Raw genomic sequence first — 21,222 nt, 5'->3', positions numbered from 1 at the left:
TCAGCCGATCCGATCCAGCCGGAATGGCTGCTCAATGTAGAGCGGGGCGTTGGTCCCGCAGGCTCCACTGGCGCCCGCTATGTGTTCCCGTCCGGCCAGAACGGCTGAGCCGAGGACATTTTCACCGGTTTCCGGGTTGGCGGGATAGAAGTAGAAGACTTCGTGGCCGGTGAATGTGGTTCCGTCGTCGCATGTCTCCCAGTTCGGGACGTCTCGCTTGACGTACCAGGTCATCCCGTCGTGCATGGTCATCGGTGCGGTCCAGCCCTGATCGCTGACCACCTGACCCGTGCAATCCTGAGCGGTCGAACAGGAAGAGCTGATCGTCCACGTGCTCTGCACCACCGCTTCGTCGTGGTACACGGTTCTGGTCCGGGCCCAGTCGCCGATCAGCGTCGCGGTGAATCTGCCGTTGACGGCCGGGTTGTAGGCCGAGGCTGTCGGAGCCGTGTGAAGCATGACGGTGAACCCACCGACCGCGAGCGCCGCACCGACCGTCGCACCTACTGAACGCATCACCTGCTGCTCCTCGACGCGTCGCATTCCGGAAATTCCCAGTCAAAAGTTCACAGCGAAAGAGGACGCGGGCTCACATGCTCTCGAATTTCTCAATAAGCCACGAACTGTTGACCTTTTTCAACGTTACCCGAAGGCTGCTTGATGTCACCACCGGTTCCGGCTTTTCTTTGCTCGCCGTCTTTTGTTTTACGAAAACCAGGACGACGGCCGAATTCGGATTCAGTTCGGCGACCGCGGCCTTGACGACGGTGGCGCTGGTGGTGACTTGCGCGCGCTGCGTCGACGGGCCGACGATCTGATCGGCGAACTGCTGGTAATAGCGCAGGTAATTCTCGGTGATCCTGGATTTGGCGTTGTCCATATCGCGACCGAGGGTGTCGGGCGAGTAGGACAGCAGCGCCACGGCGCCGTCGCTGGCGGCCTTGACCACCTCGCGGGTGACCGCGCGATCGGTCTGCATGTCCGGCCGGTAGACGAAGTAGAAGTAACCGGCCGCGAACCCGGTCGTCCCGACAACCACAATCGTCAGCACGATTGCCCGCCACCGGGACAGGCCGCGACGCAGCCAGGGCCGATCGGTCCCAGCGCCTGTCACGGGACGAACTCGATCTTGGAGATTTTGAGCTGGCCACCCTCCCGCAGGACGTCGACGACCAGGCGCCACGTCCGCGTCTCCGGCTTCGGCTGGTCGGCCTTGATGATCTCCGACTTCGCCGCCACCAGGACCACCGCGGAATCCTCGGTCATCGATTGCACCCCGACGGCTTGCACTGCGGCTTTGGCGGCGACCTTGGACTGTTCCAACGCCCGGACCATATCTTCGGCGCCCATCAAAACGCCGGCCTTGAATTGACCGGTCGTTTCGTCGGCGAAACGTTGCATGTCTTCTCTGGCTTTATTCGGGTCGATCGACATCATCAGCATCACGGCCTGGCGGGCAGCGGCGGCGAATTCCGCCGAACGTTGGGTTTGCTGCACGACTTGCCGGTGGTGCCACATCAAATAGCCGCTGCCGGTGAGCGCGGCACCGGAAACCACCAGCGCGACCAGGGCGACCAGAGCCTTTCGGCTCGGGCGATGCAAACGGAGCCGGAATCGGTGCGGGGGTGCCGCCACCGCATCATCGGACGATTCACCGCCGTCGGACGAAGAAGCCGCCTCCGCCTGCCGGCGCAGTTCGCGCGCGCGGGCACGGGCGGCCTCGGCGCGAGCTTCCACTTCGGCGAGATCGTCCGGAGTGGCCGCTGGGGCGTCCGCTTGGTCCGGCACGGCGTCGGCCTCGAGCGCTTCAGCCGGAGTTTCGCGTGGCGGCATGAATCACCTCCTCGCCCCGCAACTATGAGAGAGCACATTATCACCGACACGCGTTGACGCCCGTGTCGATCGGATCGATGCCTGGGCTCTGAGCTCCCTCTCCGAATGAGAGAATTTTCTTACCATCTGTCGCCAACATAATGAATTTTCTTTCCAGCTGTGGCAAATTAAGCAGGTGCGATTCATTGTGGCAGCGATCGCCGCATTGCTCGGCCTCGGTGGGGTGGCGGCGCCGCAGGCGGCCGCCGACCCGGCGATCTGCGATTACCCGGACTGCACGCCCGGTATCACCGGGCACGTCGTGCTGGGTGCGCCGTGTGACAACACCATCTACTACGTGTTCGGCACCGCTGACTACTACGTGTCCTTCGCTACCGAGCCGGGCCGGCTCATGTTCTGCGGCTCGCCGAGACGGTATGAGCCCCGCTGGTTCCGTTCGCCGCCGATGGCCGGCGTGAAGATCGAAAACTCCTCGTGTGTCGACTATCCCGAGTACTACGTTGCCCAGGCTCCCGACGGCCTCTTCCTGGTGTGCACCGCCCACGACGGCAAGAAGGTCTGGGAGCGCGGCGACACCTAGGCCCGGGACCGATTCACGGCCGGTTGTTGGGAATCTCCGGCCAATCCTGGAAGGGACTGGGGCCGAAGTAATCCCGGTTGTGGATCGTGCCGTCCATGTCGCGGTGGTGCGCGTCGTGGCAGGTGGTCGGGTCGAACTGCGGTCCCCAGGCTCCCGCGTTGAAGGGCTGACCGGGGCACCAGTGGTATCCCACCCACGGCCAGGGAAGGTCGTCGTCAGCCGCGGCCGTGGCCGTGCTTGCCAGTCCGAAGCCGCTGGTGACCATGATCGCCACGGCCGCGAGACGTCTGACACTATCCATAGGAAAACGGTATCCGAGCGGGCCGATTATGAAAATGGAACGGCGAGAATCATTTCAGATCAATCCGCATCGAAGAGTCGCCGGGTGATGCGCAACAACTGGCCGCGCAGTGACTCGTCGTCGATGCCGGCCACGAGTGGATGCATGACACCGACGGCGATGGCCCCGGACAGCATCGCCGCCGAAACCCGCGCGTCTTCGGCACTGTCGTCGACCAGTACTCCGAAAAGTCGCTGAATGAAGTGCTGAAAAGGCTCGTGCTGGGCGAGCAGTCGCACGACGACGGGGTCGAACTGCAGGGTGCTCGCCGCACCTCGCCGTTGAACGGCGACATCGATGACCCGCGCCAGCAGTACGTCGCGAGCCTCGGACCGCTGGTCGTGTGCTTCCGCTGCCTCCAGCGCTTCCTCCAGGCCGCCCAATTCCCGCTCGGTGAGCGCGATAACGATCTGCTCTTTGGTGCGAAACTGGTGGTAGACAGCGGCTTTCGTCACCCCGATCGCGTCGGCGATCATCTGCAGTGAGGTCCCGCCGACACCGTGCTCGGCAATCAGTTGCAGCGCGGCATCCAGGATGCGCGTCTGGGCGGCGCTGTGCGTGATGAACCGGAAACGGCTCCGGGGTGTCGCTTCGGCCACACGCGCAGCGTAGCCGATCGGCTATTGACCCGAAGCTAGCCGATCGGCTAGCTTCGGGACCTGGGCCGAGACGCACGGGTGCGCGGGAAGGATTCAGTGATGACGGGCATCGGCACGACCCATGATCCCCGACCGCCGCGAGTGTGGTTGCGGCGTACCGATGGCGAGTTGATTCTGTTGTGGACGTTGCCGGTCACCGTGGTGATCTGGGTCGCCGCCTTCCTGCTGTTTCCCGGCTTCAACCCGCCGATGTCGCCGGCCATGACGGCGGAGCAGGTTGCCGCGTTCTACCGCGATCCAGCGCACCTGCCCGAAATCCGTTACAGCATGATCCTCTTCAACTGGTTCGGTGTCTGTCTCGTCCCGGTTCTGACGCTGATCGTGATGCAGATCCGGCGGATGGCGCATCGCACGCCGATCTTCTCCTACGCGATGCTCGGTTGCGTGGCCGGTGCTCCGACGTTGTTCCTCGTCGCGAACGTCTGCTGGCTGCTGGCCGCGTTCCGCCCGGAGCGAAGTCCGGAACTGACGCAGTTGCTCAACGACTTCGCGTGGATGACCTTCACCGTCCTGGTTCCCTTCCTGATCGGACAGAGCGTGATCCTCGCTGTCGCAATCTATTTCGACGATCAACCGCAACCGGTATTCGGTCGCTGGGTGGCCGGTTTCAATCTGCTCGTCGCCGCGGCCCTGGTGCCGGCAGCCTTCGCCGGCGTGTCCCTGTCCGGCCCGCTGGCGTGGGACGGACTGTTGTCGTTCTGGGTGAAGAACATCGCCATCGGCGTCTGGATCGTGGTGATGGGCGTCGCCCTGGGCCGGGCGGTTTACCGGGAGCGGGCCGAGACTCTCACGCGCCCAGCAGAACTGCGCGGCCCGTGATCGTGCTGGCGAACCTGCGGCACAACTCGAAGCGCGAGTTGTGGCTGGCGTGGTGGACATTGGTGGTCTTCTACAACATCTTCTTCCCCGTGTTTTTCGTCGTGGCACAGGTGCAGCCCCCGCCACAGCCCACCTGGGACCTCGCGACGCAGGTGCACTGGTTCCACGAACGCCGCCTCGGGATTCCCATCGGCTTCGGCATCATTTTCGCCATCACCGGGATGACCGCGGTCAACAACGCACTCATCGCCTATTCGATGCGCCGCATGTCGGTCAGTCGCATCTTCGGATACTCCTACCTGATCATCTATTCGCTCAGTGCGGTTCCCGGTCTGCTGCTGCTCTGCATCGCGCTGATCGTCGGGACGCTGCGGCCACACCGAGACCCCACGGCGCTCGGCTGGCTCTATGACTTCGCCTTCCTGTCGTTCGACGGAACCATGGGAGTGTTCCTGATCGGCTCGCTGATCTGGATGGTCGCGATTCTGATCGACAAGAACCGCGTGTTTCCGAAGTGGTTCGGTTACCTCAACCTGTGCAATGCGCTCACCGAGGTGGTCGTAGCGCCCTGCTGGATTTTCGGACGCGGTGTGCTGGCCTGGAACGGCCAGATCGCCTGGTGGCTGGACATGGTCGTGTTCGGGGTCTACCAGGTGACGTTCATCGTCATGCTCTATCAGCTGATCCGGCGGGAAGACTTCGGCACCGGGCCACTGCCGGAACTGCCCCGGAAACGAGCTATCGCGTCATGACCGATCACACCGAGAAGGCCGTTCGGCCGAAATCCGTTCCGGGCCAGCCGGACATGTGGGTTTTCGTGCTGTTCGAGACCTTGGTGTTCACCGCGTATTTCGGCTTCTACCTGTTCTACCGGGCCCGCAGCCCCGAGCTGTTCGTGCACTCTCAGGCGCAGCTGGATCTGCGCGTCGGTGTGCTCAACACCCTGGTCCTGCTGTTGAGTTCCTGGTCGGTCGCGCGTTGCGTGCAGTCCTCCCGCTCCGGAGCGCACCGCGTGGCACTTCGGGATCTGATCGTCACTGCCGTATTCACGGCAGTCTTCCTGCTGTTCAAGGTGTCCGAATGGGCCCGGTTGGTGGCGACGGGAAATGGTCTGGACAGCAACGACTTCTTCACCTACTACTTCTTCCTCACCGGAATCCATTTCGTGCATCTGCTGATCGGCTTTGTCGCACTCGGCATCATCGGATATCGGCTCGGCGCTTCCAGGCGCGGGTCCCCCGAATCCCAGGTGCTCATCGAAACCTGCGCAACCTATTGGCACACAGTCGATTTCCTGTGGGTTCTGATCTTCGCGCTGTTGTACGTGGTGAGGTGAATGGTGCGGACCGACAAGAGATTACTCATCGTCTGGGTGGTGCTGGCGCTGCTGACCGCGAGCTATCTGTGGATCGACCACTCCGCCGACGGGTCGCCGCGATCCAATGTGGTCGTCACATCGAGCGTCATCGTCATCGCACTGATCAAGGTGCGCATCATCTTCCGCGAGTTCATGGAGGTCAGGCAGGCTCCGGCACTGCTCGCCCGGCTGACCGACGCCTGGGTGCTGCTAATCGCCGCCGGGCTGTTCGGCAGCTACTTCGTCGGCCTGGCGGTGCGCTGACGCGGCTACTGCGGTGTGAACGTGAGGTGCAGCTGGTTGAGGCCGCGCAGGATGTACGTCGGCTCGTAGGTGTAACGACGAGCGTCTGCCGGTCCGTGCTCGGCCTCGTCGATCCCGATGTCGGCCATGCGGTCCAGGATCCGTTCGATGGACACCCGGCCCTCCACTCGGGCCAGTGGGCCACCCGGGCAGGAGTGCACGCCGCGCGCGAAAGCCATGTGTTCCCGGACGTTCTTGCGGTCGAGCTGAAACTCGTGTGGGTTGTCGAACCGGCGCGGGTCGCGGTTGGCCGCGCCCGGCAGCACCATCACGACGGTGCCCGCGGGAATGTCGACTCCGCCCACCCGGGTGTTCCGGCGTGCCAGGCGCGAATCGCTCTTGACGGGGCTTTCCATCCGCAGCGACTCCTCGATGAAGCCGGGAATCAGGCTGCGGTCGTCGCGGAGCTGCTGCTGGATGTGCGGCCGATCGCCGATCACCTGAAGCGCCGCGCTGAGCAGCTTGGCCGTGGTCTCCTGACCAGCAGCGAAAAGGAAGGTGGCCGAACGCACTACGTCGATCACCTCGGGCGTGGACCCGTCCGGGTACTTGGCGGTGGCCAGCGCGGTCAGCACGTCGTCGCGCGGATGCGCGCGCCGGTCCTCGATGTAGGAGGAGAACTTCTCGTCGAGAAACTCCAGCGGGTTGACGCCTACCGACTCATGGTCGAGCGCTCCGACCCGGCCGGGGCGATCGGCGCCCAGGACGACCCGGAACTCCTTGTGGTCCTCCTCGGGGACGCCGAGCAGGTCGGCAATCACCAAGGTGGCGAACGGCTTTGAGTACTCCCCGATGAACTCGCAGGCGCCGTTGACCAGGAACTCGTCGAGCTGACGGTCGGCCAGGCGCCACATGAACTCCTCGTTCTGCTTGAGGCGGCTCGGAGTCAGCAGCCGGCTCAGGATCGAGCGCGCGCGGCTGTGGTCGGGCGGGTCCATCGTGACCATGTGCTCGTACATCGGGAAGCTCTCCCGATGTGCGTCGATCTGGGCGTTGATGTCGTCGCCCTCGGGTGTGAACGGCAGTGGGGGGAACGGGCCGCCTAGCGCAACGCAATTCGAGAAGGAATCGGTGTCCTTGTAGACGGCGGTGGCCTCTTCGTACCCGGTGACGGCGACGACCCCGTAGTGCGGCAGGCGCAGCACCGGGTTCTGGCTGCGCAGGTAATCGAAGTACGGGTACGGATCGGGGACCAGTGACGGATCGGTGAAGAAGTCGATGGTGTCGTAGTTGCTCATGTCCTGCCTCCTGAAGCCGGCCCCACGTGGTGCCAATGCTGAGTCGGCGACGAGAGCTGGCGCCGCCCGAATGAGATGCTCTGCTGAGCACTTGCTTAGCATGGCGGTAATGTCAGGGTCAAGGTCGCGCGGCCGGACCTGCCGGGTCCGGTGACTACGATCGGCCTAACCGCCAGGTGAGTGCACACAGTACGGAGTACAGCGATGACATCGGCCCGCAGGATCGGGGCACCGGACGCGAAGAATCGGGGGTTGCTGCTCGACGCGGCCGAGCGGTTGATGCTCGAAGAGGGCTACGCCGCAGTGACTTCCCGACGGCTGGCCAATGAGGCCGGACTCAAACCCCAGCTGGTGCACTACTACTTCCGCACCATGGAAGAGCTGTTCCTGGCGGTTTTCCGCCGCCGTGCCGAGGCGGGCCTGCAAGCGCAGGCCCGGCTGCTGCAATCGCCCCAGCCGCTATGGGCGCTGTGGAAGTTCGGGTCCGACCCCGGGTTCGCCCGGATCTCCATGGAATTCATGGCTCTGGCAAATCACCGCAAGGATATGCGCGCCGAAATCGCTTACTACGCGGAACGTTTCCGCGACGAACAGCGTCAGGCCGTGGCCGCGGCGTTGCAGCGTTACGCGGTGAACACCGACGATGTGCCGCCGATGGTGTGGACGGTGTTCATGACGAGTCTGTCGCGGTTTCTGGTGCTCGAGCAGGCGCTGGGCATGTCGGATGGTCACGCCGAAACCACGGAGTTCGTCGAGCGTCACCTGCGCCGGTTGGAAGGCGAGCCGATGACGGAGATGTTCGGGGAGCGGAGCGCCTCACCAGGTCCGCAGTGAACAGAGCACGCCCTTGGCGCCGTCCTTGGATACGACGACATTCCCGTCCACCGAGACGGTGCAGTGAAACCCGGGCGTGCCGGGTTGCCGACCGGTGCTGACGCTGACCATCGCCCACGCGTCGGGATTGATCAGCATCACCTGCTGGCTCCAGGGCCTGCCCGGGGCGATGTCGGCCTGAATGTTCGGGGTGAACGTGTAGGGGTTGTGGCTGTAGTCGGAATACTTGCTCGGGTCCTGGTCCTGGTAGTAGATGTCGGCGTAGATCGGGTTCTTGGCCGAGATGGTGTAGACCACCTGATGCATCGGCGGGTCGTCGTCGGCGCTTGCCGGCACGGGGCCGCCCAGTGATGCCGCCAGCAGGACCGCTGCGGTGACGCCCAGCTTCTGGATTGCCGTGATTGTCATATCGCTCCTCCGGCGGCCGGGCGCGGATTGGCTGTGCGCTTCATGACCCGCTCTGCGGCTTGCCAGTGCGCGTCTGCCACCCACAACCGTGCAAACGATGCTATCGCCTCATCAGCGGAAACTCCGCTGATTACCCGCTTTATCTCGGCGGCAGGACGGCGGGCCAATGAGGTGGCCACCGCGCGCCAGCCTTTGTCCGGCGAGTCGAAGGACGCCCGCGGCAGCACCACGTCCACCAGGCCGATGCGTTCGGCATCGGCGGCATCGAGCGCAGTTCCGCTGCCGGCCAACAACAGTGCCCGGCTCCTGCCGACCAGTGCGGCCAGGCGTTCGGCACCGCCCCATGCCGGCATGATTTCCAGCTGCACCTGATTGAAGGCGATTTTGATGTCGTCGGCCGCAACCCGGATATCCGCGGCCACAGCGACTTCCGCGCCGCCGCCGAAGGCGTGGCCGTTGAGCGCGGCGATCACCGGTGCGGGGAATGATGCGATCTGATCGCACACCGCCCGCATCCGTCTCGCCATCGCCGCGGCGTCCGACTCGGTGCGCAGCGCGCTGAGTTCCTTGAGATCACCGCCGGATACGAAGGCACGATCGCCCGCGCCCTTGATGACCAACGCACGGGCGCCGGCGGCCGAATGCAGTGCTTGTTCGAGTTGCCCCATGGTCTCGAGCGCGATCGCGTTACGGGCGTGCGGGCGATCGATGGTGAGCACGGCGACGCCGGTGTCGACCTCGTCGAACTCCAGCTCGACCATGCGCGATCACTCCTCGGGCCGCCAGAACAGCGATATTGGCATTCTCGTTCCCGGAGAATAGCATCATCAGTGCAGGTCCAGAAGTTGACAGAAGTCGTCTATGGGGGTGCCAGGTGCAGAAGCGAACGGTGATGCCGGCAGTTTTCGCGGCGGCCATCCTCAGTGCCTGTAGCGCGAGTGCCTGCAGCGCGCCCTCCCAGGGCCAGCTCGCCAGTACCGCAACCGTGAACATCAATGGCACCGAAGTGCGGCCCGATCTGGTCCGCTGCTATCAGCAGGAGTGGTACCGGACGATCGCTCTGGGTAACGACGAGTCCGGCGCAACGGCGGTGCTGGATCAGCGGCACCATCCGGCGACCACCATCTCCGTGCGTTTTCACAATCTGGGCGGCTTCACCGGCACCACCACGGCCGCGCCGGGCGGTGGTGACGCCGCTGACACGCGCTTCGACGGCGGCAACTTCGTGATTAGTGGCACCGCCAACGGAGCCACCAGCGCCAAGCCGAACGAAGCGGCGACGGTGGATTTCAAGATCAGGGCCACGTGCTGACACCTGTCCCGTAGCCGGGAGCAGCCGGGAGGCGCCTCGCGCCGACCGTCGTTGCGCTGGCCAGCATCAGAGAATAGTATTCTCATAAATCGCGAAGGAGGATTTCATGGGGCAGTTGTCGCATCGGGAGGATGTCCCGTTCCCGCTGTTTGACGCGGATAACCACCTGTACGAGCCGCCGGAGGCGCTGACCAAGTTCCTGCCCAAGCAGTACAAGGACTACGTGCAGTACGTGCAGATCAACGGGCGCACCAAGATCGCATTGCGCGGCGTGATCAGCAACTACATTCCCAACCCGACCTTCGAGGTCGTGGCCCGCCCGGGCGCCTGGGAGGAGTACTTCAAGTACGGCAACCCGGAAGGCAAGAGCAAGCGCGAGTTGTTCGGCGAGCCGATGCGCGCCATCCCGGCGTTCTTCGAACCGGGCCCGCGCCTGGAGAAGATGGACGAGCTGGGCCTGGACCGCACTCTGATGTTCCCGACGCTGGCCAGTCTGATCGAGGAACGGCTGCGCGACGACCCGGTCGCCATCCACGTCTTGATCCACGCATTGAACCAGTGGCTCGACGAGGTCTGGGGCTTCAACTACCAGAACCGCATCTTCACTACCCCGGTCATCACCCTGCCGATCGTGGAGAAGGCGATCGAGGAGCTGGAGTGGGTGGTCAAGCGTGGTGCGCGCTGCATCCTGATCCGCCCGGCTCCGGTCCCCGGCTTCCGCGGCCCCCGGTCGTTCGCTCTGCCCGAGTTCGACCCGTTCTGGGAGCGGGTCGTCGAGTACGACCTGCTGGTGGGTATGCACTCGAGCGACAGCGGCTACTCCCGGTATACCTCCGAGTGGGACGGCGCCGACCAGGAGATGCTGCCGTTCCAGACCAACGCGATGGGCATCCTCAATGAGTGGCGGCCGATCCAGGACGCCGTGGGCTCCTGGGTGATTCACGGCGCGCTCTACCGCCACCCCAAGCTGAAGGTGGCGATCGTCGAGGCCGGTTCGAAATGGATGAACCCACTGCTGGACGGGCTGGCCGAGGTCTTCCGGAAAGCCCCGGAAGCTTTCCCGAGCGACCCGGTCGAGACCGTCAAGAACCGGATCTACGTCAGCCCGTTCTTCGAGGAAGGCATCGACGATCTGATCAACCTCGTCGGGGTGGACCAGGTGCTGTACGGATCGGACTGGCCGCACCCAGAGGGCCTGGCGGAGCCGACCTACTACATCAACGCACTGTCGCATCTGCCCGTCGAGTCGCAGGCGAAGATCATGGGCGGCAACCTCGGTCGGCTCGTCACGGTGTGACGGGCCAGTCACCCTGGCAGACCATCCCCGAGATGGTCTTGAGTGCGGCAGAGCGATTCGGGGATGCCGAAGCGGTAGTGGACGGCCCGCTGCGCTACACCTTCGACCAGATCGTCGACCGAATACGTTGCGCGGCGGGTGCTTTCGCTGAGTTCGGGGTGGGCAGGGGAGATCGGGTGGCCGTCTGGGCACCCAACTCGGCGGAATGGATCGTCGCAGCGTTCGGGCTGCTCACCGCCGGCGGCGTGCTGGTGCCGGTGAACTCCCGGTTCAAGGCCGACGAGGCCGGCGACATCATTGTCCGCAGCGGGGTTCGGGCGGTCCTGGTTCAGCAGGGGTTCCTGGGGCAGGAGTACCGGGCGCCAGCGGGGGTGCCGGTGATCGACCTCAAGTCCGATTTCCTTTCCAGCGGTGCACCTTTCGAGTCCGCGGTCAGTGGCAGTGACATCTCCGACATCATCTTCACCTCGGGGACGACCGGTCGTCCGAAGGGGGCGATGATGAACCATCGTCAGACGCTGCGGATGTACGAGGAATGGGCGACCCTGGCGGACCTGCGTGAAGGTGACCGCTACCTGCAGATCAATCCCTACTTTCACACGTTCGGATTGAAAGCCGGTCTCGTCACGTCTTTTCTGCGCGGCGCGACCATGCTGCCGGTCGCCGCGTTCGACCTCGACACGGTGGTGGATCTCATCGAGCGCGAGCGCGTCACGATGCTGCCCGGTCCACCCACGCTCTATCACTCGTTGTTGACGGTCGGCGACAAAACCCGGTTGTCGACGTTGCGTGCCGGGGTGACGGGGGCTGCGGACATTCCCGTCGAACTGGTCCGTCGCATCCATGGCGAACTCCCGTTCCAGACATTGATGACCGGCTACGGGCTCACCGAAGCCGGCAATGTCACGCTCTCGCGGCCCGGCGACTCCTTCGAGGATGTCGCCACCACGGCGGGGGTGCCCTGTGCGGGCGTCGAGGTTCGCGTCGCCGACGACGGCGAGGTGCTGGTCCGCGGTTACGGCGTCATGCAGGGCTATCTCGACGATCCGGTCGCGACCGCGGAGGCGATCGACGCCCACGGCTATCTGCATACCGGAGACCTGGGGAACTTCGACGAAGCCGGGCGACTGCGCATCGTCGGCCGCAAGAAGGACATGTTCATCGTCGGAGGATTCAACGCCTACCCCGCCGAGATCGAAGGGTTTCTGATCGGGCATCCGGCGGTGGCGCAAGCCGCAGTCATCGGTGTGCCCGACGAGCGGCTCGGTCAAGTCGGCAAGGCCTTCGTGGTACGACAAAGTCCAGTCGACGCAACGGAATTGATCGACTGGTGCCGGGAGCGCATGGCGGGCTTCAAGGTCCCGCGTGCAGTGGAGTTCCTGGAGGCGTTGCCGCTCAACGCGACCGGCAAGGTGGTCAAGGACCTCCTGCGGTGAGAAAGCGGCCGTATGTTTGAATTGAGAACACTATTTCCCCTGCTTGTCAGGTTTTCGCCAGGGTGTTCTGTGCCGCCGCCGGTAGTCTGTGCGGTGGATGGTGATAATCTGCCTCTCCGCGGGCTACCGACGGAAGTGGTCGCAGGCCGCCCGATTGCTCGCCGCCCTTGCCGGTGCCGAGTAGGGTTTGGCCAACGGCGGCGCCGTTCGTGTTCCGGCGGCTACCCGCTGATTTGTCACCGGCAAGCGGTAGAGGAGTTCAGATTGAGCGACGAGCAGCCTCGTTCTCGCGCCGGTGAGTTGAGGTGGGCGGCGCACTCCCCGGTCTTCACGCGAAATTGGTTGCGGTGAAAAAGGGCGACACACCTCAGACTGCCGCGGAGATCCGGTCTCTTGCCGATCAGGCCGAGGCGGAGGCAGCCGAAGCCGAAGCGATCGCTGCCGCTGCACGCGCCCGGGCCCGCGCCATCAGACTGCGTCGCGAGGCGCAGCGTGTCGAGACCAAAAAGCCTGCCGAAGAAGACATCAGCGATGTACCGGCGTCCGAGGACGAACCGGGCGAAGATGAGCCGGCGGAAACCGTTGTTGTCGAAGAAACCTCGGCAGCCGACGCGGGGGATGCCGAGTCCGCAACCGAATCCGGCGAGGCCGAGGCGGGAGACGATTCGCCGGATTCTGACGATGACTCCTCGGACACCGCGGCCTCCGAATCACGCCGACGGTGGCCCGGCCGTCCCAAACTGTCGGCGGTTGCGGCGGTGTTCGCCGTCCTCATATCGCTTGTCGCCGTGGGTGCCAGCGTGGAGATGGCCGTGTTGCACAAGCATGCGCAGCGGGAGCGTCAGCAGGTGGCCGAGTACGCCGCGGCGGCCCGGCAGGGTGTCGTGACGTTGACGTCACTGGACTTTGAGCACGCCAAGGAGGGAGTGCAGCGCATCGTCGAAGTGTCCACCGGAACCTTCAAGGATGACTTCCTGAAGATGGCCGACGACTTCACCAACGTCGTCGAACAGTCGAAGGTGGTGTCGCAGGGCTCCGTTCAGGCCGCCGCGGTGGACCTCGATTCGATGACCGACAACTCGGCGGCGGTACTCGTCGCCAGCACGTCGGAAGTCACCAACGCGGCTGGCGCAAAACAGGATCCGCGGAAATACCGGCTGATCGTGACGATGACCCGGGACGGCGGACAGCTCAAGATGTCGAAAGTCGAGTTTGTCCCGTGAGCCCGAAGAAGTCGACGAGCGTTGTGGACACCGACGAGCCGGATGTCACCGAGAAGCCCGAGGCATCGCGGACCGGGCGGTTCAGCGGCCTCGCCGAACGGGTGAAGAAGCGGTCGTCCAGGACGCCGGACAAGTGGTCGGGAAAGATCGGCGCGGCCGTTCTGACGTTGATTGTCGTGGCTTCGCTTTCGATTTTGGGAGGAGCGTTCTGGTTCTACTACCGGCCGGATCGCGCAGTCGATGCCGCGGCAGCCAAGTCGGCGATCGCGGCCGCCAGCGAGGGAACGATCGCGATCCTCTCGTACTCACCGGACACCCTGGACCGCGACTTCTCCACCGCGAGGTCCCATCTGACGGGTGACTTCCTCTCGTACTACGACCAATTCACCCAGCAGATCGTCGCCCCGGCGGCCAAGCAGAAGGCAGTGAAGACGACCGCCGTGGTGCTGCGGAGCGCGCTCACCGACTTCCATCCCGATTCGGCCACCGTTCTGCTGTTCATCAACCAGAGCACGCAGAGCCGTGATCGGCCGGAGCCGAGCACGACGTCGAGCAGCGTGCTGGTCACGTTGACCAAAGCCGATGGAAAGTGGCTCATTTCGCAGTTCAATCCGGCGTAGGGGGTGCGATGAGCGACGGCGATATTCACTCGATGGTGATCGCGTCGGACTACCGGATACCGGATCCCACCCGGGTGTGGCCGCTACTCGAACGCAACAGAGCAGCTCTCTCCGACATCGGCGCGCACCATGTCCTGGTCTATGTGTCGACGCACGATTACGGTCGCGTCCTGGTCATGATCGGAGTGCACAGCCGCGAGCCGATCGTGGAACTGCTGCGTTCCCGAGTATTTTTCGACTGGTTCGACGAGGCCGGTGTCGAGGACATACCGGCGGTGTTCGCCGGAGAGATCGTCGAACGTTTCATCACTACCGCACCCGCCGTGCCCAAGGCTCCCGGTGTGGTGCTGGCCGCATTCGCCTCGGTCGACGACGTGTCGAACCTGACCGCCCAGGTCGGGCATGCGATGGACAGATTCACCGCCGCCGGTGTGCGGAAGACCTGGGTGTTTCAGGCCTTCGACGATTCCCATGAAGTGTTGATACTGCAGGAGTTCCCCGACGAAGAAAGTGCGCGTCAGTGGATCGATCATCCCGACTCGACCGCTCAGTGGATGGGCGGCGGCGCCGGAGTGGGCGCCTACCCGCCGCTGTTCGTGGGCCGCTATTTCGACATGATGCGGATCGAGTCGGAGTGATCGGATCACTCGATGTTCGTGTGCCTGTGTAACGGCATCACCAGTCAGATGGTGGCTGAGGCCGTTGCGGCCGGAGCGGCAACGACGAATCAGGTCGCGGCCGCCTGCGGTGCGGGTGCCGATTGCGGGCGTTGCCGGCACACCGTCAGGGCCATCATCATGTCTGGCAGCGCGGACCGGTCCGGCGGCGAATCTGCGGCACCGCCATGCCGCCGCGGCCCGGGTGTCTGAGTGGTCTGACCACGGCTTACGAAACCCTTAGGAATTCTCGCCCCGTCAAATAGTTGACACGCTGTGGCGCGTCCGCAATTCTCCTTGTGATGTTCTCGTTATAAATAAGTTATTGGCACGTGATCAAGGAAGATGGGCATGTCATACCTGCTAACAACGCCGGAAGCGCTGGCGTTCGCTGCTAATTCTATTTCAGAAATCGGTTCTAATTTAAGTGTCATGAATAACGCGGTGGCGGCGCCCACGGCAAGGATACTGGCGGCTGCTGCCGATGAGGTGTCCGGAGCGATCGCGGGCTTGTTCAACTCCCATGCCCTCGAGTACCAGGTGCTGAGCGGCGAAGCCGCGGCGTTCGGTGCCCGCGTAGCGCAGGGCTTGACGAGCGCCGCCGGGGCGTACGCCAGTACCGAGGCGGACGGTGCGTCCTTGCTGCGGGGCCTGGGCCAACAGGTGGCCGGCGCCGTGAACGCCGCGACCGGCCGTGGTGGCGGTAGTGCCGCCGCGGCCGCGTCGACACCGGCCGAGGCAGCGAAAGCGCAGGTGAGTGCGGGCTCGCCGGCCGCGGGCGCGAGCGTGTCGACACCGCTTTCGTCGAGCGCCGCAACACCGAACGCCGGCACCGCTGGGGCGGCCGGCGCCGCCATATCTGCCGGCACTGCTGCGAGCACGGGAGTGAATGGCGCCGGCACACCGGTTGCCGGGGCGGCGACAGCCGTCACTACGCCATCGGTGGCGACGGCCGGTGCAGCGACGACCGCGGCCGGCGGCGGGGGCCTCACCGCCACGTATGCGACGTCGTCGCAGTGGAATAACGGGTTTGTCGCCAATTACACGATCACCAACACGGGGACTACCCCGATGAGCAACTGGCAGCTCCAATTCAGCCTGCCTGAAAATGAATCCATCACCAATTTGTGGAACGGGCACGTGTCGCAATCGGGCACCCAGTACACGGTGACGCCGGAAACCTATAACGGCACTATTGCCCCCGGAAGTTCTGTGAATGTCGGATTCCAGGTAGGGCACTCGGGGTCGTACTCGCCGCCCACGAATCTCCTGGTGAACGGTCACCCGGTCGGTGACACGGGCACCGGGTCCGGGACGGGCGCAGGCACCGGAACCGGCGCGGGAGCCGGGACAGGGTCCGGAACGGGGACCGGCACGGGGACGGGCACCGGAACTGGAACGGAAACCGGCACGGGGACGGGCACCGGAACTGGAACCGGCATGGGGACCGGGACGGGCACGGGCGCCGGCACCGGTACGGGCACCGGCAGCACGGGTACGAGTACCACCGGCGGAACGACGGGTGGCGGAACCAACTCTGCCGGCACTGGCCTGACGGCGACCTACGCCGCAACCTCGCACTGGGACAACGGTTTCATCGCCGACTACAAGATCACCAATACCGGCACCGCACCGGTGACCAACTGGCAACTGCAATTCGACTTGCCCGCAAATGAATCCATCACCAGCGCCTGGAGCGGTCAACTCGCGCACTCGGGCACGCACTACACCGTGACCCCCGAGTCGTGGACCCAGACGATCGCTCCCGGTGGCTCGGTCACCGTCGGGTTCCAGGCGACCCAGACCGGCTCCTATTCTGCGCCCACCAACCTGCTGCTGAACGGACAGCCGGTCGCCGGCGCAGGGGGCACCGCGACCGGCGGTACGTCGACGGGTGGCACCCCGACCGGTGGGACCTCGACCGGCGGGACCTCGACGGGCGGGACCTCGACCGGCGGGACCTCGACCGGCGGGACGCCGACCGGGGGAACGACCGGCACCGGGGGAACGACCGGCACCGGGGGAACGACCGGCACTGGGGGCACGCCGACCGGGGGAACGACCGGCACCGGCGTGTACTCGCCGTATGTCGACATCACGCTGTGGCCCGGGCCGAACGGCTACGACTTCGCAACCGCTGCGCAGAACGGCGTCACCCACGCGACGCTTGCGTTCATCAATGCCGACCCCTCAGGCCACGCGGCCTGGGGTGGCTACTCCGCATACGACGTCACGGGCGGCTCGCAGAGTGCATTCATCGACAACCAGATCGCGAGCATGCGTAGCGCCGGCATCACCGGAACCCTCTCGTTCGGTGGCGCATTCGGCACCGACCTGTCCGCAGTCAGCGGTCAGACCCCGGCTGCCCTTGCGCAGCAGTACGCGTCGGTGGTGAACACCTATCACATCTACAACCTGGACTTCGACGTCGAAGGCGCCCTGCAGGGCAACACGCAAGCGATGTCGACCCAGTCGAAAGCGATCGCCCTGCTGCAGCAGCAGATGGCGGCCAACGGCACACCCGTGTCCGTCTCCTACACCCTCCCGGTGCTGCCGACCGGTTTGGTCCCGGGGCAGGGCGGGGGATTGAACGTGCTGCAGACCGCTACCGCCAACGGCGTGAACATCTCACACGTGAACATCATGGCCATGGACTACGGTCCGGGCTTCGACCAGGCCGGAAATCCGGGCATGGGTCAGTACGCGATCGACGCGGCGACGGCCACCCACGGTCAACTGATGACGCTGTACCCGTCGATGTCGAGCCAGCAGGCCTGGTCGATGCTCGGGGTGACGCCACTGGTGGGAATCAACGACGACCCGCTGGAGATCTTCACCCTGGCCGACGCCCAGAAGCTGACCACCTTCGCAGTGCAGAACCACATCGGCGAACTGTCCATGTGGGAGTTGCCACGCGACGTTTCGGGCACGTTGGGTGCTGTCGATGCAGTCGACGGAAGTGGGATTGTGCAGACGCCGTTCCAGTTCTCGAAGATCTTCGAGCAGATCGAAGGCGCGTCCCGGTTATGAGCGCGGCGCCGGGTGCATGTTTCCCACGAGTTGGCCCAGCAGCGGCGGAATTTCGAGTCGCGGCAGCACCACCTCGACGAACACCATGCGGTCCTGGTGCTCGGCCGCCGCGGTGAGTGCGTCGTCGAGTTCGCCGTAGGTTCGCGCCCGGAACGCGAGGTGGTCGGCCACCCCCAGGGTGGCCGGCACCTGAGTCCAGTTCCAGCCGACAATGTCGTTGTAGGGGGCGGCTTCGCCGTGGATCGCACGTTCGACGGTGTAACCGTCGTTGTTGACCACCACAATGACGGGCGAGAGTCCTTCGCGGGAGAAGGAGCCGAGTTCCTGCACGGTCAACTGCGCCGCGCCGTCGCCGATCAGCAGCACCGTCCTGCGCTCCGGATGCGCCACCGCCGCGCCGAAGGCTGCCGGCAACGTGTAACCGATTGAGCCCCACAGGGGTTGGCCGATAAAGGTGACCCCCTGAGGCAGCACGTGGTCGGCCATCCCGTAGAACGACGTGCCCTGATCGGCCAGCACCACGTTCCCGGGCGTCAGTGCCGCACAGAGCCTGTCCCACAGCATTCGTTGGGTGAGTGGCTCGTCACGCGCGGGCATGGGCGCCGGTGGCGGGTCCGCCGGTGCCGGGACGGCCGGCGACGTGATTCCGCGTTCGGTGAGGATCGCCGTCAGCGCGGTGAGTGCGGCACTCATCTCCAGGGGCGCGAACACTTCGTCGGCCACGCTGCTCTGGTACTGGCCTATGTCGATGGTGCGAGCCGGGTCGATCCGCTGGCTGAAGAAGCCGCTGACCATATCGGTGAACACCACCCCCGCCGTCACCAACACGGGCGCCTCTTCGACGGCCGTGCGGACCCGCTCGGTACTGGCCGTGCCCGCATAGATACCCATGAAGTTGGGCGAGCTTTCGTCGAGCAGGCTCTTGCCCCACATCAGCGTGGCATGCGGCACAACGTCTGCGTCCAAAAGGGATTGGAGTTCGTCGACCGCTTGCAGACGGTGCACCAACAGGTCAGCAAGTACCGTCAGTTGGTGGTCACCGATCAGCTTGGCGGCGGCCTCGGTGAACATCGACAACGCGCGGGGACTAGTGCCGCCGCAGTTGCTCGGCAACGGGTTGGCCGGGGGTTCGGTGGGGAAGCGCGCCACATCGGTGGACATCAGGATGTAGCCGGGACGCTTCTGTTCCCGGACTTCGCACAACACCCGGTCGATCTCCCGGCATGCGGTCGCCGGCATGAGATTGGTTTGAGCGCAGGTGATTTCGCGGCTTATCCGGAGGAAGTGCTCGAAGTCGCCGTCGCCGAGCGAGTGGTGCAGGGCACGGCGGGTGGCCTGCGCGTCTTTCGACGGCCCGCCGACGATGTGGACAACGGGCACGTGTTCGGCGTAGCTGCCGGCTATGGCGTTGGCGAGCGAAAGCTCACCGACACCGAAAGTCGTTACCACAGCCGATAATCCGCGCAGGCGTCCGTAGCCGTCGGCGGCATAGCCGGCGTTGAGTTCGTTGGCGTTGCCGACCCAGCGCAGCTTCGGATGTTCCACGACGTGGTCGAGGAACGCCAGGTTGTAGTCGCCCGGAACGCCGAAGATCTCTGAGATGCCGAGTTCGGCAAGGCGGTCGAGAAGATAATCGCCGACGGTGTATGCGGGATCAGTCACGGAAACGACGGTACGCCTGGAAAGAGCCTATTCCCGCCGGGCGCTGCCCGCGATATCGTGCGGGCCATGGCAATCAAAGAATCCCGCGAGATCGTCATCGAAGCCAGTCCCGAGGAGATCCTGGATGTCATCGCTGATTTTGAGGCGATGCCCGAGTGGTCCGAGCCGCATCAGAGCGCAGAAGTACTCGAGACGGGCGCCGACGGGCGGCCCAGCAAGGTCAAGATGAAGGTCAAAGTCGCCGGGATCACCGACGAGCAAGTCGTGGCCTACACGTGGAGCGACAACGAGGTGAGCTGGGAACTCGTCAGCTCTGCCCAGCAGAAGGCCCAGGACGGAAAATATGTCCTGGTGCCCAAGGGTGACTCCACGCTGGTGAAGTTCGATCTCCTCGCCGACCCGAACGTGCCGCTGCCCGGGTTCGTCTTGAAGCGGGCGGTGAAGGGCACGATCGATTCGGCCACCAAGGATCTGCGCGAACGCGTGCTGAAGGTGAAGAAGGGCAAGTAGCCGACTGTGGTTGGCGGGGGGCCACTGGCCGGGGTCAAGGTCATTGAGCTCGGCGGCATCGGTCCCGGGCCGCATGCCGGGATGGTGTTGGCCGATCTCGGCGCGGATGTTGTCAGGGTTCGCCGGCCAGGTGGCTTGCAGATGCCGGCCGAAGACCGTGACCTGCTGCACCGCGGAAAGCGGATCGTCGACCTCGACGTCAAGACGCAGCCCGGCGTACTGCTGGAGTTAGCGGCCAAGGCCGACGTGCTGCTGGACTGCTTCCGGCCGGGCACCTGCGAGCGTCTCGGCGTCGGCCCCGAGGAGTGCGGGGCCGTCAATCCCCGGTTGGTCTATGCGCGCATCACCGGCTGGGGGCAGGATGGGCCGCTGGCGATGACGGCGGGCCACGACATTAATTACCTGTCCCAGACCGGCGCGATGTCCGCGCTGGGTTATCGGGACCGGCCGCCGATGCCGCCGCTGAACTTGGTGGCCGATTTCGGCGGCGGTTCGATGCTGGTGCTGCTGGGCATCGTGACCGCGCTCTATGAGCGCGAGCGCTCGGGCCTCGGGCAGGTGATCGACGCTGCGATGGTCGACGGCGTCAGCGTGCTCGCCCAGATGATGTGGACGATGAAGTCGACCGGCGCGCTGCGCGACGAGCGCGAATCGTTCCTGCTCGACGGCGGTGCTCCGTTCTATCGGTGTTACGAGACCGCCGACGGCAAGTACATGGCCGTCGGCGCCATCGAGCCGCAGTTCTTTGCGGCGCTGCTCGCCGGCCTGGGGTTGTCAGCCGACGAGGTGCCCGCGCAACTCGATGCCGGCTCCTTTCCGCGGATGCGGGAGTTGTTCACCGAGAAGTTCGCCAGCCGCACCCGCGACGAGTGGACCGCGGTTTTCGCCGGCACCGATGCCTGCGTGACACCCGTGCTGAACTGGGCCGAAGCCGCGTGCGACGCTCATCTGACGGGTCGGTCGACGGTGATCACTGCGCACGGCGTCGAGCAGGCCGCGCCGGCACCGCGGTTCTCCAGGACGCCGGCCCCGCCAGTGGGGCGGTCGCCGGCGCAGACGACAGCACTCACCGAAATAGGCTGGTAACAAGGTATTTGCCTGAACC

At 64.9% G+C, this 21,222-nt stretch carries 24 protein-coding genes and 1 pseudogene; 16 read left to right on the top strand and 9 right to left on the bottom strand.

Annotated elements, in window-relative coordinates; all coding sequences use genetic code 11:
• From QXK92_RS25285 to QXK92_RS25275, 3 genes are all read right to left on the bottom strand, one after another.
• Nucleotides 1-516 (bottom strand): hypothetical protein, encoded by a 516-nt coding sequence (locus QXK92_RS25285; RefSeq protein WP_306246498.1) that lies wholly within the window; start codon nucleotides 514-516, stop codon nucleotides 1-3.
• 73 nt (nucleotides 517-589) lie between these two features.
• Nucleotides 590-1,051 carry a twin-arginine translocation pathway signal gene (locus tag QXK92_RS25280; protein ID WP_306246159.1) on the bottom strand — a complete coding sequence of 154 codons (462 nt, stop codon included), beginning with the start codon at nucleotides 1,049-1,051 and terminating at the stop codon, nucleotides 590-592.
• Between the two features lie 59 nt (nucleotides 1,052-1,110).
• The gene (locus QXK92_RS25275) at nucleotides 1,111-1,833 is read right to left on the bottom strand and encodes a hypothetical protein (protein ID WP_306246157.1); all 723 of its coding nucleotides are present in this window, start codon (nucleotides 1,831-1,833) and stop codon (nucleotides 1,111-1,113) included.
• A gap of 175 nt (nucleotides 1,834-2,008) precedes the next feature.
• Here QXK92_RS25275 and QXK92_RS25270 point away from each other — a divergent pair, with 175 nt between their 5' ends.
• Nucleotides 2,009-2,413, top strand: coding sequence for a hypothetical protein (locus tag QXK92_RS25270; RefSeq protein ID WP_306246155.1), 405 nt, complete (start codon nucleotides 2,009-2,011; stop codon nucleotides 2,411-2,413).
• 13 nt (nucleotides 2,414-2,426) lie between these two features.
• On the opposite strand, the gene QXK92_RS25265 is transcribed toward QXK92_RS25270, so the two are convergent.
• Both QXK92_RS25265 and QXK92_RS25260 read right to left on the bottom strand, forming a co-directional pair.
• On the bottom strand, nucleotides 2,427-2,714 hold the full coding sequence (locus tag QXK92_RS25265; RefSeq protein WP_371934306.1) for a hypothetical protein: 288 nt from the start codon (nucleotides 2,712-2,714) through the stop codon (nucleotides 2,427-2,429).
• 59 nt (nucleotides 2,715-2,773) lie between these two features.
• On the bottom strand, nucleotides 2,774-3,286 hold the full coding sequence (locus tag QXK92_RS25260; protein WP_306246494.1) for a TetR/AcrR family transcriptional regulator: 513 nt from the start codon (nucleotides 3,284-3,286) through the stop codon (nucleotides 2,774-2,776).
• 165 nt (nucleotides 3,287-3,451) lie between these two features.
• On the opposite strand from QXK92_RS25260, the gene QXK92_RS25255 reads away from it, so the two are divergent.
• Genes QXK92_RS25255 through QXK92_RS25240 form a run of 4 tightly spaced genes read left to right on the top strand, consistent with a single transcriptional unit; the run spans nucleotide 3,452 to nucleotide 5,852 of the window.
• The gene (locus QXK92_RS25255; RefSeq protein ID WP_306246153.1) at nucleotides 3,452-4,231 is read left to right on the top strand and encodes a hypothetical protein; all 780 of its coding nucleotides are present in this window, start codon (nucleotides 3,452-3,454) and stop codon (nucleotides 4,229-4,231) included.
• Nucleotides 4,228-4,983 carry a hypothetical protein gene (locus QXK92_RS25250; protein WP_306246151.1) on the top strand — a complete coding sequence of 252 codons (756 nt, stop codon included), beginning with the start codon at nucleotides 4,228-4,230 and terminating at the stop codon, nucleotides 4,981-4,983. Before QXK92_RS25255 ends, QXK92_RS25250 begins: the two co-directional genes overlap by 4 nt.
• A complete protein-coding gene (locus QXK92_RS25245; RefSeq protein WP_306246149.1) occupies nucleotides 4,980-5,567 on the top strand; it encodes a cytochrome c oxidase subunit 3 in 588 nt (195 codons plus the stop codon). The genes QXK92_RS25250 and QXK92_RS25245 overlap by 4 nt, the downstream gene beginning before the upstream one ends.
• Entirely contained in the window at nucleotides 5,568-5,852 is a 285-nt protein-coding gene (locus tag QXK92_RS25240) for a cytochrome C oxidase subunit IV family protein (protein WP_306246147.1), read from the top strand.
• A gap of 5 nt (nucleotides 5,853-5,857) precedes the next feature.
• Here the strand turns inward: QXK92_RS25240 and QXK92_RS25235 are convergent, their stop codons facing one another.
• On the bottom strand, nucleotides 5,858-7,129 hold the full coding sequence (locus QXK92_RS25235) for a cytochrome P450 (RefSeq protein ID WP_306246145.1): 1,272 nt from the start codon (nucleotides 7,127-7,129) through the stop codon (nucleotides 5,858-5,860).
• 204 nt (nucleotides 7,130-7,333) lie between these two features.
• Between QXK92_RS25235 and QXK92_RS25230 the strand changes: the two are divergent.
• Nucleotides 7,334-8,030, top strand: a pseudogene (locus QXK92_RS25230) (TetR/AcrR family transcriptional regulator).
• Here the strand turns inward: QXK92_RS25230 and QXK92_RS25225 are convergent.
• Together QXK92_RS25225 and QXK92_RS25220 are read right to left on the bottom strand one after the other, a co-directional pair.
• Nucleotides 7,946-8,371 carry a hypothetical protein gene (locus QXK92_RS25225; protein WP_371934591.1) on the bottom strand — a complete coding sequence of 142 codons (426 nt, stop codon included), beginning with the start codon at nucleotides 8,369-8,371 and terminating at the stop codon, nucleotides 7,946-7,948. The pseudogene QXK92_RS25230 and the gene QXK92_RS25225 sit on opposite strands and share 85 nt — an antisense overlap.
• Nucleotides 8,368-9,132, bottom strand: a complete 765-nt coding sequence (locus QXK92_RS25220) for an enoyl-CoA hydratase/isomerase family protein (RefSeq protein WP_306246141.1) — start codon at nucleotides 9,130-9,132, stop codon at nucleotides 8,368-8,370. Before QXK92_RS25220 ends, QXK92_RS25225 begins: the two co-directional genes overlap by 4 nt.
• Nucleotides 9,133-9,263: 131 nt before the next feature.
• Between QXK92_RS25220 and QXK92_RS25215 the strand changes: the two genes are divergently transcribed.
• The 8 genes from QXK92_RS25215 (at nucleotide 9,264) to QXK92_RS25180 (ending at nucleotide 17,945) form a co-directional block, all read left to right on the top strand.
• A complete protein-coding gene (locus QXK92_RS25215) occupies nucleotides 9,264-9,683 on the top strand; it encodes a lipoprotein LpqH (protein WP_306246140.1) in 420 nt (139 codons plus the stop codon).
• Nucleotides 9,684-9,789: 106 nt separating this feature from the next.
• Nucleotides 9,790-10,980 carry an amidohydrolase family protein gene (locus QXK92_RS25210; protein ID WP_306246138.1) on the top strand — a complete coding sequence of 397 codons (1,191 nt, stop codon included), beginning with the start codon at nucleotides 9,790-9,792 and terminating at the stop codon, nucleotides 10,978-10,980.
• Entirely contained in the window at nucleotides 10,977-12,416 is a 1,440-nt protein-coding gene (locus tag QXK92_RS25205; protein ID WP_306246136.1) for a FadD3 family acyl-CoA ligase, read from the top strand. The genes QXK92_RS25210 and QXK92_RS25205 overlap by 4 nt, the downstream gene beginning before the upstream one ends.
• Before the next feature lie 347 nt (nucleotides 12,417-12,763).
• Nucleotides 12,764-13,639, top strand: coding sequence for a hypothetical protein (locus QXK92_RS25200; protein ID WP_306246134.1), 876 nt, complete (start codon nucleotides 12,764-12,766; stop codon nucleotides 13,637-13,639).
• On the top strand, nucleotides 13,636-14,259 hold the full coding sequence (locus QXK92_RS25195) for a twin-arginine translocation pathway signal (protein WP_306246132.1): 624 nt from the start codon (nucleotides 13,636-13,638) through the stop codon (nucleotides 14,257-14,259). Before QXK92_RS25200 ends, QXK92_RS25195 begins: the two co-directional genes overlap by 4 nt.
• An 8-nt stretch (nucleotides 14,260-14,267) precedes the next feature.
• A complete protein-coding gene (locus tag QXK92_RS25190) occupies nucleotides 14,268-14,897 on the top strand; it encodes a fatty-acid--CoA ligase (RefSeq protein WP_306246130.1) in 630 nt (209 codons plus the stop codon).
• A 12-nt stretch (nucleotides 14,898-14,909) separates the two neighbouring features.
• Nucleotides 14,910-15,128 (top strand): (2Fe-2S)-binding protein, encoded by a 219-nt coding sequence (locus tag QXK92_RS25185; RefSeq protein WP_306246128.1) that lies wholly within the window; start codon nucleotides 14,910-14,912, stop codon nucleotides 15,126-15,128.
• A 132-nt stretch (nucleotides 15,129-15,260) separates the two neighbouring features.
• Nucleotides 15,261-17,945 (top strand): cellulose binding domain-containing protein, encoded by a 2,685-nt coding sequence (locus QXK92_RS25180; protein ID WP_306246126.1) that lies wholly within the window; start codon nucleotides 15,261-15,263, stop codon nucleotides 17,943-17,945.
• Here the strand turns inward: QXK92_RS25180 and QXK92_RS25175 are convergent.
• A complete protein-coding gene (locus QXK92_RS25175) occupies nucleotides 17,940-19,607 on the bottom strand; it encodes an alpha-keto acid decarboxylase family protein (RefSeq protein ID WP_306246124.1) in 1,668 nt (555 codons plus the stop codon). The genes QXK92_RS25180 and QXK92_RS25175 overlap by 6 nt on opposite strands.
• A 66-nt stretch (nucleotides 19,608-19,673) precedes the next feature.
• On the opposite strand from QXK92_RS25175, the gene QXK92_RS25170 reads away from it, so the two are divergent.
• Nucleotides 19,674-20,117 (top strand): SRPBCC family protein, encoded by a 444-nt coding sequence (locus tag QXK92_RS25170; protein ID WP_306246122.1) that lies wholly within the window; start codon nucleotides 19,674-19,676, stop codon nucleotides 20,115-20,117.
• A gap of 6 nt (nucleotides 20,118-20,123) precedes the next feature.
• Nucleotides 20,124-21,203, top strand: a complete 1,080-nt coding sequence (locus tag QXK92_RS25165; RefSeq protein WP_306246120.1) for a CaiB/BaiF CoA-transferase family protein — start codon at nucleotides 20,124-20,126, stop codon at nucleotides 21,201-21,203.
• Nucleotides 21,204-21,222: the final 19 nt, after the last annotated feature.

It is taken from the genome of Mycobacterium sp. TY815, from assembly GCF_030755135.1.
Taxonomy (GTDB): Bacteria; Actinomycetota; Actinomycetes; order Mycobacteriales; family Mycobacteriaceae; genus Mycobacterium.
This window is presented reverse-complemented; position numbering and strand designations above follow the sequence as displayed.